This is a genomic window from Actinoplanes teichomyceticus ATCC 31121 (assembly GCF_003711105.1).
Classification (GTDB): Bacteria; Actinomycetota; Actinomycetes; order Mycobacteriales; family Micromonosporaceae; genus Actinoplanes; species Actinoplanes teichomyceticus.
Window position 1 is genome coordinate 6867500 of record NZ_CP023865.1, and the last position, 13977, is coordinate 6881476.

The following is a 13977-nucleotide window of genomic DNA, read 5'->3' on the forward strand; positions in this document are numbered from 1 at the left end:
TTGCCCGATGCCGCGACGACGCCTGCTGTACCTTCTCGCCGTCGTCGCGATGCTGGGGCAGATGGCGTTCGCCACGGTGACCACGGCGGTGCAGCAGACCCCGACCATCGACGAGCCGGTGTACGTGGCCACCGCCGAGGTCTACACCCAGCAGCACAGCCTGCGGTACAACCCGGAGCACCCGCCGCTCGGCAAGCTGATCATGGCGGCCGGGCTGGCGTTCGGGGGCGCGCGCGAGCTGGATCCGGCGTTCCCCGGCGACCAGACGGCGCTGGGGCGGCACCTGCTCTACGAGAGCGGGAACAACCCGTTCCGGCTGCTGCTCGCCGCACGGCTGCCGATCATCCTGCTCACCCTGGTGTTCGGGCTGGTGGTGCTGGCGTTCGGACGGGACGTGGCCGGGCCGGCCGGTGGGCTGATCGCGCTGGCGCTCTACACGTTCTCCCCGGACGTGATCGCGCACGGATCGCTGGCCACGCTCGACGTGCCGGCCGCGGGAATGCTGCTGACCGCGTTCTGGGCGGCGTGGCGGGGGCGGGAGCGGCCGTACCTGTACCTGCCGCTGGCCGGGTTGGCGCTCGGCGCGGCTCTGGCGACTCGGGCGAGCACGCTTCCGGCCGTACCGTTGCTGGTCCTGCTCGCGGCCTGGTCCATGTGGCACGCGCAACGCGCCCGCCCCGCCGCGCCCACCGACGACCCCGCGCCCGCCGGGAAATCCGCATTCGACGACCCCGCGCCCACCGGCAAGCCCGCACCCGGCGACCACCCCGCGCCCACCGACGACCCGCCGCCCAGCGACGACCCCGCGCCCACCGGCAAGCCCGCACCCGGCGACCACCCCGCGCCCACCGACGACCCGGCGCCCAGCGACGACCCCGCGCCCACCGGCGGGCCGGGCGTGCCGGGCGGCCGCAGGAGGCTGCTGGTGGCGGCCGGGGCGGCGGCCGCGACCGGGCTGATCGCGGTCGCCGTGGTCTGGGTCGCCTACCTGCTCGTCGACCCACGCCTGCGCTGGACCACCCCGCCGGGGCTGCCGCACCCGGGCGGGTTGACCGGCCTGGCCGTCGACTGGCTGCCGTTCCCCCGGGCCTACCGCGACGGGATGCTGATCCAGTTCGGGTTCGAGAGCCAGACCTTCAACGGTTTCCTGCTCGGCGAGGCCTACCGGGGCAGCCGCTGGTACTACCTGCCGGTCGCGCTGCTGATCAAGACACCGCTCGGGACGCTGGCGCTCTGGGTGGCCGGCGCGATCACCGTGCTGGCCGTCCCCCGCCTGCGGGCCGCCGCGGCCTACCTGCTGCCGGTCTCCGCGGTGCTGCTGCTGGTGGCGATGACCGGCGCCCGTGACTACGGCACCCGCTACGCGATCTTCCTGTCGTTCTTCCTCGCCGTCGCGGCCGGCTCCGTCGCCCTGCTCGGGGTCCGCTGGGCGCGGGTCACCGCCGCGGTGCTCACCCTCTTCGTGGCGGTCAGCTCGCTGCGCACCTTCCCGTACTACCTGCCCTACTCCAACGAGGCCTTCGGCGGCGCCGCGAACACCCACCGCAACCTGCACGACTCCAACGTCGACTGGGGGCAGGACCTGGCCCGGCTCGCGCAGAAGCTGCGCGAGGACCACCCGGGCCGGCCGGTCTGGCTGGTCTACAAGGGCAGCGGGGTGCCCGCGCACTACGGCATCGACGCGGCGGACCCGTATGCGGTTCCGGCGGACCGGGTGCACGGCATCCTCGTCGTCTCGGACTCGCGGGTGGCCCTGGCCGGCCCTCGGCTCCGGCGGCTTCTCGACACGAGCACCAAGATCGACCAGGTCGGATACTCCATGACGATCTACCAGCGGTGAAACTCGCTCTGGTGGTTACCAGCGAGTAATGCTTAGGTGAAGCGATGACGCATTACGACATCGTGATCGTGGGCAGCGGCTTCGGCGGCAGCGTCAGCGCACTGCGCCTGACGGAGAAGGGTTACCGGGTCGGCGTGCTGGAGGCCGGCCGCCGCTTCACCCCCGACACCCTGCCGAAGACGTCATGGGACCTGCGGAACTTCCTCTGGGCGCCCAGGCTCGGCATGCGCGGCATCCAGCGGATCACCCTGCTCAAGGACATCGTGGTGCTGTCCGCGGCCGGGGTCGGCGGCGGCTCGCTGGTCTACGCCAACACGCTCTACCGGCCACCGGCCCCGTTCTTCGCCGACCCGCACTGGTCCGGCATCACCGACTGGGCCGGTGAGCTGGCGTCGCACTACGACCAGGCGTCCCGGATGCTCGGCGTGACCGAGCAGCCCACCATGACCCCGTCCGACGTGGTGATCAAGCAGGTGGCCGAGGACATGGGGGTCGGGCACACGTTCCGCCGCACCCCGGTCGGCGTCTTCTTCGGCGAGCCGGGGCGGACCGTGCCGGACCCCTACTTCGGCGGCGCCGGGCCGGACCGGACCGGCTGCACCGAGTGCGGCAACTGCATGATCGGCTGCCGGGTCGGCGCGAAGAACCGCCTCGACGTCAACTACCTCTACCTCGCCGAGCGCAACGGCGCCACGGTGCACCCGGACACCGAGGTCACCGCGGTCCGGCCGGTCGCCGGCGGCTGGCGGGTGGAGACCCGCAACGGCACGTTCACCGCCGACCAGGTGATCCTCTCGGCCGGCGCGCTCGGCACCCAGCGGCTGCTGCACGCGATGCGGGACACCGGGGTGCTGCCCCGGCTCTCCCCGCGGCTGGGCATGCTGACCCGGACGAATTCGGAGGCGCTGCTCGGCGCGGAGACCAAACAGGTGCCCGCCGCGCCGTTCAGTCGCGGGGTGGCGATCACCTCGTCGTTCCACCCGGACCCGGACACCCACATCGAGCCGGTCCGCTACGGCCCCGGCAGCAACGCCATGGGCCTGCTGTCCACGCTGCTGGTGGACGGCGGCGGCCGGGTGCCACGCCCGCTGAAGTTCCTCTGGCAGTGCGTCCGGCACCCGATGGTGCTGGCCTACTCGATCTCGGTACGCCGGTGGAGCGAACGGACCATCATCGCGCTGGTCATGCAGACCCTGGACAACTCCCTGACGGTACGGCGGACCCGGCGCGGCCGGCTGACCACCCGCCCGGGGCACGGCGAGCCCAACCCGACCTGGATCCCGGTCGGACACGAGGCGGTTCGCCGGATCGCCGACCGGATCGACGGCTTCCCCGGCGGCACCGTCGGCGACATCGTCAACATCCCGATGACCGCGCACATCCTCGGCGGGGCGACCATCGGCGCGTCGGCGCAGAGCGGGGTGGTGGACGCGTACCACCGGGTCTTCGGCCATCCCGGCCTGCACGTGGTGGACGGCTCCGCGGTGCCGGCCAACCTCGGGGTGAACCCGTCGCTGACCATCACGGCGCTCGCCGAGCGGGCCATGTCGCTGTGGCCGAACCGGGGCGACACCGACCCCCGACCCCCGCTGGGCGCGGATTACCAGCGGGTCGAGCCGGTCACGCCGCGCTCCCCCGCGGTGCCACCGCACGCCCCGGCCGCCCTGCGCCGGTGAGCGACCCGCCCCCCGATGCCGCCGCACGCGCCAGCGGGCCCACGCCGGTGATCCCGCGGTGCCACCGCACGCCCCGGCCGCCCTGCGGCGGTGATCCGTCGCTCCCCCGCGGTGCCACCGCACCCCCGGCCGCCCTGCGCCGGTGATTCGCGCGAGCGCGGCGGCGCGAGACAGCCGGCCGTCGCCGTGACTAGCGTCCGCGGTATGACGCTCAACGGAAAGACAGCACTGGTCACCGGAGGCTCCCGGGGCATCGGGCGGGCGATCGTGCGCCGGCTGGCCGCGGACGGGGCCCGGGTGGTGTTCACCTATCACTCCGCCCGGGAGGAGGCCGACAGCCTGGTCGCCGAGCTCGGCGACGCCGTCGCGGTGCGGTGCGACCAGGCCGATCCGGACACCCTGCCGGCGATCCTCGAACCGGTCCGGGACGGGCTCGACATCCTGGTCAACAACGCGGGAGTCGCCGACCGGACGCCGATCGCCGAGGTCACCGCCGCGGAGTTCGACCGGGTGATGACGATCAACGCGAAGTTCCCGTTGCTGGCCATCCGGGCGGCCGGGCCGCTGCTGCGCGACGGTGGCCGGATCATCAACCTGTCCACGCTGAACACCGCGGTCAGCGGGCCCGGTCTGGTCCTCTACTGCGCCAGCAAGGCCGCGCTGGAGCAGGTCACCGCGGTGGCGGCGAGGGAGTTCGGGCCGCGCGGCATCACCGTGAACACCGTCTCGCCGGGCGCCACCGACACCGACATGCTGCGCGGCGCGAATCCGCCGGAGGCGATCGAGGCATTGACCGGGTTCACCGCGCTCGGCCGGCTCGGCCAGCCGGAGGACGTGGCGGCGGTGGTGGGCTTCCTGGCCGGCCCGGACTCCGGCTGGGTCACCGGCCAGAACATCCGCGCCACCGGCGGCCTGCTCCTCTGATCTCCGCCGCCCGGCGCCCCGGCGACGGCACAGCCGTGCCGGCCGGGCCCCGTGCTGCCGGTGGTGGAGGCGGGGCTCGTGGGGTGCGTCCGGGTCGGCCCGCAGGACGGTCCGGGAAACGGCGAACCGCCCCGGCACCGGAGAATCGGCGACGAGGCGGCTCGGGATCAGGGGCACCGCGCCAGCGGCGGTGCCGGTACCCTCAGCGGCGGGGCGGCGCCGGGGTGGTGTGCGGCCGTCGTGGGGGCGCGGTGGCCGCCGCGGTGGCGATGGCGAATGCCGGCGGGACGGCCGGGGCGGCCACCCGGACAGCACCTCCCATCGAGCCTCCTACGGGGCTGGGAGCGCTCCCACCTGCGACGTTACCGTACATTCACGAGTTCGAAAAGAGTCTCCGGCGACCCATTCGCCGCCACGGCGACCACCCTCCGCGCCCGGGCGGATGCGCAGCGGAATTGCGACATGCCAAGAGACGCAATTTGCACTGCCCGCCATGTGCGCGACACAATGAATGGGACGACGACTATTCGCGGCATCCCCTCGCTCGCGTGCAGCCGTCACCCGAATGACATCGCTGTAGGAGCGAACACAACATGGCCAAGCAGATAATTACCCTTCTGACCGACGACCTCGACGGCGGGGAGGCCGACCGCACCGTCGAATTCGGACTCGACGGCGTGAACTACACGATCGACCTGTCCGAGAAGAACGCCGGCAAGCTGCGTAAGGCCCTGGAACCGTTCCTCACCGCGGCCACCCGGCTGGGCCGTTCCGGCGGCACTCCGGCCGTTGCCCGGCGGACCGCCCCGGCCGCCTCCAGCCGGACCAGCCGCGACCAGAATCAGGCCATTCGCGAGTGGGCCAACAAGAACGGCTACTCCGTTTCCGAGCGCGGCCGCATCCCGAGCAACGTCGTCGAGGCGTACCACGCCAAGCGCTGATTGACCGCTGCCGCGAAAACGGCGCCGCCGGACGCCCCGGCGGCGCCGTTTCCTGCAAACGAGCAGGTCACAGCCGTGCCGGCGGCGGCTACGAACCCGACACCACGACCGCCGAAGCGTTGCCGGGCCGGCGGTCTCCGCCGTTCCGGCGATGACCGGGGTCAATCCGGCGCGGGACCCGAACGGGCCGGCGCGGCGCGGCGATGATCTCCGGAATCAGCCGCCCCGGCAGGGCCGACGCCACTATTCGACCGCTGCGTTCGGTACGCCCGGAATGATCGGCGAACCGGTCCGGCACGGCGGCCGGGGCAGCGGCTCGCCGTACCCCGGTTCCCCGGCGCCGGCCGGAATCGCCGGCGCGGCGGTAACGGGACACGCCGGGCGTACCGGAAAGCCGCCCGGGCCCGGAAAAGCGGGACGCCGGGTCGGTACCGGGTCGACCTTTCCTTCGCCGGAAACCGGCAGCCCACCGGCCGAAAACCGGCGCCGGAAACCGGCGGCCGGACGGAATGGTCCGGCGAATCAGATTCGATCGCGGCCGGGCGGGTACGCCTTCGACATGCGTGTCGTCATCGTGGGCGCGACCGGTAACGCCGGAACCGCGCTGCTGCGCCGCCTCCGTGCCGAACCCGACGTCGAGGCCATCGGAATCGCCCGGCGCACCCCCGAGGACAGCGGTCCCTACGCCGACATGGAGTGGCACCCGGTCGACGTCGGCCACCAGGACGCCCTGGACCGGCTGGTCCAGATCTTCCAGGGCGCCGACGCGGTGGTGAACCTGGCCTGGCAGATCCAGCCGAGCCACGACGCCCGGCGGCTGTACCAGACCAACGTGCTGGGCAGCCGCACGGTGTTCCGGGCGGCGCTGCGCGCCGGCGTCGCCACACTGGTGCACGCCTCCTCGGTCGGCGTCTACTCGCCGGGGCCGAAATGGGCGTTCGTGACGGAGGGCTGGCTGCGCAACGGCGTCCCGGAGTCGTCGTACAGCCGGCACAAGGCGCTGGTCGAACGGATGCTCGACGAGATCGAGTCGGACCATCCGACGCTGCGGGTGGTGCGGCTGCGTCCCGGGCTGATCTTCCAGCGGGACGCCGGGACGGAGATCGGGCGGTACTTCGCCGGGCCGCTGCTACCGGCCCGGCTGCTGCGGTTCGGGTGGATCCCGGCGCTGCCCGCGCACCCGGGATTGCGGATGCAGGCGGTGCACGCCGACGACGTGGCCGACGCCTACCTGCGGGTCCTGCGAGCCGACGTGCACGGCGCCTTCAACATCGCCGCCGGGCCGGTGCTGGACCCCCTGACGCTGGCCCGCACGTTCCGCGGCCTGCCGGTGCCGGTCCCCGGGTTCGCCCTGGAGGGCGCCGCCGCGCTGAGCTGGCGGCTGCGCCTGCAACCGGTCGACCGGGGCTGGGTCCGGCTGGCGCTCAAGGCGCCGCTGATGTCCTGTGACCGGGCCGCCGGGGAACTCGGCTGGCGGCCGGCCACGGACGCGCTCGACGCGCTGCGCGAGCTGGTGACCGGGCTGGCCGAGCGGGCCGGGCGTCCGGAGAGCCCGGCGCTGAACCCGGTCGCGAGTCAGCCCGGGCGGTTCGGCGGCCTGCTGCGCGGGCGGCTGCCGGGTACCGGCGATCCGTACTGAGCCCCGCCCGGGTCAGACCGCGACCGTGGCGACGGCGCGCATCCAGGCCAGCACCTCGGTCGGCCCGAGCGGGCTGGCGAACAGGTAGCCCTGGCCCAGCGGGCAGCCGAGCCGCACCAGCAGATCACGGTGCGCGTCGTCCTCGATCCCCTCGGCGACCACGCTCAGCTGCAGCGACCGGGCCAGGCTGACGATGCCGCTGACCAGGGCCAGCGGTTGCGGGCTGGTCACCATGTCGTCGATGAACGTCTTGTCGATCTTGACCACGTCGATCGGGCGCTGCCGGAGGTACCCCAGGGACGAGTAGCCGGTGCCGAAGTCGTCGATGGCGATCCGGATGCCCATCTCACGCAGTGTGCTCAGATCCGCCCAGATCCGCTGCTCGTCATCCTTCATCAGCAGCGTCTCGGTGATCTCCAGCATCAGCGACTCCGGCGGCACACCGGTGTGGTGCAGCGCGTTGCGCACCTGGTCGACGAACCCGGCCTCGCGGAACTGCCGGACCGAGACGTTCACGCTGACGTACGGCGCCGGCCCGGGCGCCAGGATCCGGCGCCAGTCGGCGACCGTGCGCAGCGCCTCCTCCAGCACCCAGCGGCCCATCGGCACGATCAGCCCGCTCTCCTCGGCCACCTCGATGAACTGGTCCGGGGTGATCACGCCGCGGGTCGGGTGGTGCCAGCGGACCAGCGCCTCGAAACCGACCGCCGCGCCGGTCGGCAGGTCCACGATCGGCTGGTAGTGCAGCAGGAAGTGGCCCTCGTTGACCGCGTGGTCCAGCGCCGAGCGCAGCTCCAGCCGCTCCACCATCTCGTCGTGCAGGTGCCGCTGGTAGCGCCGCCACTGGTTCTTGCCGGCGCCCTTGGCGACGTACAGCGCCAGGTCGGCCTGGCGCAGCAGCTCGTCGGAGTCGTTGCCCTCCAGGGTGGTGGTGATGCCGATGCTGGCCACCGCGTGGAGCGGCTTGGCGTCGGTCGGGACGGGCTCGGCGAGCGCGGTCAGGATCCGGGTCGCGGTCTCCTCCACCGCGCCCGGGTCGTTCACGTTCTCCACCAGCGCGGCGAACTCGTCGCCGCCGAGCCGGGCCGCGGTGTCGTCGGCGCGCAGCGAGCCGGCGATCCGGTGCGCCACCGCGATCAGCAGCTGGTCGCCGACCGCGTGGCCGAGCGTGTCGTTGACGATCTTGAAATCGTCCAGGTCGATGAAGAGCACGCCGACCACCGAGCCGTCCCGGGCGCTGCGGGCCAGGGCGTGCCTGAGCCGGTCGGCGAACAGCACCCGGTTGGCCAGGCCGGTCATCGCGTCGTGGAACGCCTGGTGGGTCAGTTCCCGTTCGAGCTGCCGCTGCTCGGTCACGTCCCGCATGGTGATCACCAGCCCGGACACGCTGGGGTCCGCGCGCAGGTCGCGGCAGCGCAGTTCGAGCAGCAGCTCGGTACCCCGCGCCCCGACCGCCCGGAAGTCCAGCTGCTGCGTGCCCGGGTCGCCGCCGCGGACCTCGGCGAGCAGCCCGGTGAGCCGGTCCCGGTCCTCCGGGTGGATCACGTCGGGCAGCCGCACCCCGGTCGGGTCGGCCCCGAAGACGCCGAGCGCGGACGGGCTGGCGTACCGGATCCGGTCGTCCTCGCCGACGATCGTGATCACGTCGGCGGTGTTCAGGATCAGGGTCCGGAAGTACGCCTCGCTGTTGCGCTGGTTCACCTCGTGGCTCAGCGCGATCCGCTCCAGGGCCAGCGCCACCTGCCCGGCCAGCACCTCCACCGAGCGTTGCAGCTCGCGCAGCGCCCAGCTGGGCGCGCCCACGTGCAGCACCCCGACCAGCGGGTCGCCGGTCGGCCGGTCCTGCAACACCATCGGGCAGCGCAGCGTGTCGGTGAACCGGGTGAGCCGGACCGCGACCGCCCAGTCCACGTCCCGGGTCTGCACCAGCCGGGCCGCGGTGCCGGTGGCCCGGTCCACCGCGGCCTGGGCGGCGGCCTCCGGCGACGGCGGCTCGGACTGCGCGATGCTGATCGCCAGCACCACCCCGTGCGGCACGTCGCCGGGCAGCAGCTGGGCCACCGTGGTACGGACCGCCAGCCCGACCGCCTCCGCGTCGGCCGCCGACACCAGCGCCGCCGACGCCTCGCGCAGCGCCCGCTCCCGGGCCATCGCCTGCCGGTGGCTGGTCATGATCCCGGACATCCGGGCCAGCACCAGCATCAGCATCAGCAGGCTCAGCACGGCCACCAGGAACAGCCCGGCCACCTGGCTCTCCTGGAACAGCTTGACCATCAGCACGGTCGGCGCGACCAGGGCGGCGACCGCGAGCAGGGCGAGCCGGCCCCGGCCGGTCTCGGTGGCCGGCGCGACCGACGGCCGGATCAGTTCGGCCATCGACGGGATCAGCGCGGCCATCCCGGCGGTGGCGTAGAGCGCGAGCTGGCCGTACGCCGGCACCCGGGCCACGTCGGCGACCAGCATCGCCCCGGTGCCCGCGCCCAGCCAGTAGCCCGAGGCGACCAGCCGGCCGGGAACCGTGGCCAGCCGGATCAGCAGGCCCAGGCAGAGCAGGTCGGCGACCGGCAGGGCCAGCTCCACGCCGCTGACCACCTCGCCGTCCAGCCGCGGGCCGACCACGAACGTCCAGATCAGCAGCGCCACCCCGGAGGTGACGATCATCGCGTCGAGCAGGCCCGGGGTGTCCCGGGACGCCCCGGTGCGGCGGGCCACGAAACCGGCCAGCGCGACCGCCAGCACCGGGTAGGAGAGCAGCAGCACAGCGGTGCCGGCCGGTTCCAGCCAGACCAGCCAGTCGGTGAGGAACGGCGGGGCAGCCGCGATCGCCCCGCCCAGCCCGGACAGCGCGGTCGCGGCGGCCAGCAGCCACCACGGCAGCCGGTGGTCCGGGGCGCTGCGGTAGGTGCCGAGCAGCACGGCGCCGGCCGCGGACAGGCCGCCGAGCAGGCGCAGCCAGCCGTACAGCGGCGGTTCCACCGCGTACCCCACGCCGAGCAGCAGGATCCAGGCGCCGAAGAGGGCCGCCGGCCACCGCGTCGGCATCCCACGCCCTCCCCGCCCTAGACCTGACGACCGACTGATCGGCCCGGCGATCACGGATCTGAGCGGAAGGGCACAATCGTCAGGTGCTTCTCGAGTTCGTGCGCGCCCACACCGTTTCGGCGCCGGTTCCGTTCGTCCCGGAGATAAAGCTGCGGCAGGCCGAGGAGCCGATCGCGCTCTGGGAGGCCACCGAGGCCGGCGGCGCCGAGCAGCCGCCGCCGTTCTGGGCGTTCGCCTGGGCCGGCGGGCAGGCACTGGCCCGGCACATCCTGGACGATCCGGAGCTGGTCGCCGGGCGCAGCGTCCTCGACCTGGCCACCGGCTCCGGCCTGGTGGCGGTCGCGGCGGCGAAGGCCGGGGCGCGGCCGGTCACCGCCAACGACATCGACCCGCTGTCGCTGGCCGCGGCCGCGGCCAACGCCGCGGACAACCGGGTCGAGGTCACCACCATCGAGGGCGACCTGCTGGACACCGACGACCGGTACGGCGTGGTCCTGGCCGGGGACGTCTTCTACAGCCGGGAGATGGCCGGGCGGGTGCTGCCGTACCTGCGCCGGGCGGCCGGCCGCGGCTCGCTGGTGCTGGTCGGCGACCCGGGCCGGGCCTACCTGCCGGAGGGGCTGGTCAGGCGGGCCACCTACGACGTGCCGGTCCCGCCGGCGCTGGAGAGCGTGGACGTACGCCGGACCACGGTCTGGCAGGTGGTGTAGGGCCGCGCCGGGTCGTCCGGCGGGTCAGCGCTGGCCCAGCGTCCAGGCCCGCACGCCGCCGACGATGCCGGCCGTGTTCGGCACCACCACCACGTCGTCACCCATCCGGGCGAGCTGGGTCGGGGTGATCAGCCGGGAGTTGCCGCCGCCCAGGTAGACCCGGTCCCAGAGGAAGACCGGCCGCAGCCCGTCGATCACGTTGCGCACCCGGCGGGACCAGAGCGCGTCCCCGAGCCGGCGGCGCTCGTGCTCACCGATGTACGTGTCGTAGGACATCCCCCAGCGCACCGGGGCCTGCGACATCTCCAGGTGCGGGGCCAGCTCGCCGCCGTCGAAGAGCGCGCAGCCCAGCCCGGTCCCGAGGGTCAGCACCAGTTCGCAGCCGGTGCCCGCGACCACCCCGGCGCCGTGCACCTCGGCGTCGTTGAGCACCAGGGTCGGCAGCCCGAACGCCTCGGCCAGCGCGGTCCGCGCGTCGAACCCGCGCCACGCCTCGACCAGCTCCGGATCCACCCGGGTGCGCGGCCCGCTGCGGGTCACGTAGTGCGGGGTGGCCACCACCACCCCGTGCCGGATCATGCCCGGCATCCCGACCGTCACCCGGTCCGCGGTGGGCAGCTGCTCGCCGAGGTTCACCAGCGTCTTGACGAACAGGTCGGGCGGCAGCGGGTACGGCGTCGGCACCCGGATCGGGTGCGCCCGCATGGTCCCGGCCTCGTCCAGCACCGAGCCCTTGATGCCGCCGCCGCCGCAGTCGATGGTCAGGGTGAACGCCCTGACCGCCGGGGCGAGTTCCGGCTCCCGGACGGCGCGGCCCAGCGGCGCGGAGGCCGGCGGGCCCGGGAACGACCTGGATTCGCTCGTCAATTCCGGACCTCTCGACGTCGGCGGGCTGCCGGGGGTGCGGTCAACCCGCCTCCTCGGCCCAGACCCGCCAATTATCCAGGACCCCGTGCAGGGCCGGGGTGAGCCAGCCCGGGGCGGACCGGCGGAAGACCCCGGGATCCATCGACCCGGCGCCGGCCGGGAGCGCGCCGACCAGGTGCGGGACCAGCTCGCCGAGGTTGGCCCAGTGCACCAGCTCGGGCTCGGCCGGCCAGGCGCCCAGAATCACCTTGGCGCGCACCCCGCGGCGGGTCAGCGCCTCCAGGGTGAGCGCGGTGTGGTTCAGCGTGCCCAGCCCGGCCCGGGCCACCACCAGCACGTTCGCGCCGAGCGTGGTGGCCAGGTCGGCGAACGTCCAGGGCTCGCCGGACGGGCGCACGCCCATCGGCACGAGCAGGCCACCGGCTCCCTCGACCAGCACCAGGTCGTGCTTCTCGGCCTCGGCCCGGATCGCGTCGACCACCTCGTACAGCTCCAGCGGCGGCAGTTCGGCGACCTTGGCGGCGGCCAGCGGGGCGAGCGGCTCCGGGTATTCCGCCAGGGTGCGCACGGTGTCCGGGCCGGCCAGGCGGGTGACCACCTCGGCGTCGGTCGGCGCGCCGGTGACGATGCCGGTCTGGCCGGGCTTGAGCACCGCGACACGCAGCCCCGCGGCCTGCGCCGCGGCGGCCACCGCGGCGGTGGCGACGGTCTTGCCGACCTCGGTGTCGGTGCCGGTGACCAGCACGATGCCGGCCCACTCGACCGGGTCCGCGGCCCGGCGGGTCGCGCCCGCCGCGGCGGCGCCGGGCTGCGGGCCGGTCTCCGGCGCGTCCTGCGGCCGCGGCTCCGGTTCGCCGCCGGATCCGGGCGCCTCGCCGGGCTCCGCCGGCGGCGTCGCCCGCGGGTCCGCGGTGGCCGGGCCCGGCTGTTCGGCGGCCGGTCCGGCGGGCGGCGCGGTCACCCCCGGCGACGGTACGTCCCCGGACCGCCCGGCGTCCCCGGCCGCGTGCCCGCCCCCGTGCGCGTGCAGCGGATCGGCCGGGTCCAGCACCCGGGTCGGCGGGGCGACGGGCAGCCCGTGCCCGCCGCTGCGCCAGCCGCGCGGCAGCGGGGTGACCGCGATGCCCGGGTAGGAGGGGAGAGCCGGGGGACGTTGGGCGTTCATGGTGCGCACTCCACGATCACGTTCAGGGCCCGGGCGAAGTCCGCCTCGGGCACACCCGCGTTCAGCGTCAGCCGCAGGCGCGAGCTGCCGTCCGGGGTCGACGGCGGCCGGAAACACCCGACCGCCACCCCACGATCCCGGCAGTCCGCGGCCCAGCCGAGCGCGGCCTCCGGACCCGGTGCCAGCACCGAGAGCACCCCGGCGGCCGGGTCGGCCACCGGGAAGCCGGCCGCACGCAGCCGCGCGGCGATCCGCCCGCCCCGCTCGGCCAGGGTCGCGCGCCGGTCGTCGGCCGAGCGGGCCAGCCCGATCGCCGCGTGCACGCCGGCCACCACCGCCGGGGGCGGGGCGGTGTCGTAGATGAAGGTGCGGCCGGTGTCGACCAGGTGGCGGATCACCGGCTCGGCGCCGGCGACCACCCCACCCGCGCCTCCCAACGATTTGGACAGTGTCGCGGTGACGAGCACGTCCGGCCGCCCGGCCAGGCCGGCCGCCCGGACGCCGCCGCTGCCGGACGGCCCGAGCAGGCCGAGCGCGTGCGCGTCGTCGACGATCAGCAGCGCGCCGCGGGCCGAGGTGACCGCGTACAGCTCGGCGAGCGGGGCGAGGTCGCCGTCGACCGAGAAGACCGACTCGGTGACCACCGCGGCGGTACGGCCGCGGTGCGCGTCCAGGATCGCGGCCACGCCGGCCGGATCGTTGTGCGGGGCGACCACCACCGGGCGACCGGACATCTTGCAGCCGTCGATCAGGGACGCGTGGTTGTACGCGTCGGACACCACCAGGTCGCAGACCGCGGCGGCGGCCCGGATCACCGCCAGGTTCGCCAGGTAGCCGGAGGAGAACACCAGGCTTGCGGCCGTGCCCAGCCAGGCGGCCAGCTCGCGCTCCAGGGCGGCGTGCGCGTCGGTGCTGCCACGGACCAGACGGGAACCGGTGGCGCCCAGGCCGTACGCGGCAAGCGCCTGCCGTGCCGCGCCGACCACCTCGGGGTGGCCGGCGAGCCCGAGATAGTCGTTGCCGGCCAGGTCGACGACCCGGTCGCCGGCCGGCCGCGGCAGCAGCTGACGGGTGAGCCCCGCCTTGGCCCGCTCGCGGGCCAGGCGATCCAGTGACTCCAACCAGTCCGCCAAGACGCCCCCAGAGATCACGAGAAACGGAAACTATCACCCA

Annotated in this window: 10 protein-coding genes; 6 read left to right on the plus strand and 4 right to left on the minus strand. The window is 74.3% G+C overall.

The window, feature by feature from the left end:
* The first annotated feature begins 7 nt into the window (after positions 1–7).
* The 5 genes from ACTEI_RS38750 to ACTEI_RS30065 all read left to right on the plus strand — a co-directional run bounded on the left by ACTEI_RS38750 (position 8) and on the right by ACTEI_RS30065 (position 7020).
* Complete coding sequence (locus tag ACTEI_RS38750) at positions 8–1840, plus strand: phospholipid carrier-dependent glycosyltransferase (RefSeq protein ID WP_244940654.1); 1833 nt, start codon at positions 8–10, stop codon at positions 1838–1840.
* Between the two features lie 44 nt (positions 1841–1884).
* Positions 1885–3516 (plus strand): FAD-dependent oxidoreductase, encoded by a 1632-nt coding sequence (locus tag ACTEI_RS30050; RefSeq protein WP_122980719.1) that lies wholly within the window; start codon positions 1885–1887, stop codon positions 3514–3516.
* Positions 3517–3720: 204 nt separating this feature from the next.
* On the plus strand, positions 3721–4440 hold the full coding sequence (locus ACTEI_RS30055) for an SDR family oxidoreductase (protein WP_122980720.1): 720 nt from the start codon (positions 3721–3723) through the stop codon (positions 4438–4440).
* A 593-nt stretch (positions 4441–5033) separates the two neighbouring features.
* Positions 5034–5381, plus strand: a complete 348-nt coding sequence (locus tag ACTEI_RS30060; RefSeq protein WP_122980721.1) for a histone-like nucleoid-structuring protein Lsr2 — start codon at positions 5034–5036, stop codon at positions 5379–5381.
* A 559-nt stretch (positions 5382–5940) separates the two neighbouring features.
* The gene (locus ACTEI_RS30065; protein ID WP_122980722.1) at positions 5941–7020 is read left to right on the plus strand and encodes an NAD-dependent epimerase/dehydratase family protein; all 1080 of its coding nucleotides are present in this window, start codon (positions 5941–5943) and stop codon (positions 7018–7020) included.
* Positions 7021–7032: 12 nt separating this feature from the next.
* Here the strand turns inward: ACTEI_RS30065 and ACTEI_RS30070 are convergent, their stop codons facing one another.
* On the minus strand, positions 7033–10062 hold the full coding sequence (locus ACTEI_RS30070; RefSeq protein ID WP_122980723.1) for an EAL domain-containing protein: 3030 nt from the start codon (positions 10060–10062) through the stop codon (positions 7033–7035).
* Positions 10063–10145: 83 nt separating this feature from the next.
* Between ACTEI_RS30070 and ACTEI_RS30075 the strand changes: the two genes are divergently transcribed.
* Entirely contained in the window at positions 10146–10772 is a 627-nt protein-coding gene (locus ACTEI_RS30075) for a class I SAM-dependent methyltransferase (RefSeq protein WP_122980724.1), read from the plus strand.
* 24 nt (positions 10773–10796) lie between these two features.
* On the opposite strand, the gene ACTEI_RS30080 is transcribed toward ACTEI_RS30075, so the two are convergent.
* The 3 genes from ACTEI_RS30080 to ACTEI_RS30090 all read right to left on the minus strand — a co-directional run bounded on the left by ACTEI_RS30080 (position 10797) and on the right by ACTEI_RS30090 (position 13937).
* Positions 10797–11591 carry an ROK family protein gene (locus tag ACTEI_RS30080; protein ID WP_122982498.1) on the minus strand — a complete coding sequence of 265 codons (795 nt, stop codon included), beginning with the start codon at positions 11589–11591 and terminating at the stop codon, positions 10797–10799.
* An 88-nt stretch (positions 11592–11679) separates the two neighbouring features.
* A complete protein-coding gene (gene bioD / locus ACTEI_RS30085; RefSeq protein WP_122982499.1) occupies positions 11680–12387 on the minus strand; it encodes a dethiobiotin synthase in 708 nt (235 codons plus the stop codon).
* A 413-nt stretch (positions 12388–12800) separates the two neighbouring features.
* Positions 12801–13937, minus strand: coding sequence for an 8-amino-7-oxononanoate synthase (locus ACTEI_RS30090; RefSeq protein ID WP_122980725.1), 1137 nt, complete (start codon positions 13935–13937; stop codon positions 12801–12803).
* Positions 13938–13977 lie beyond the last annotated feature (40 nt).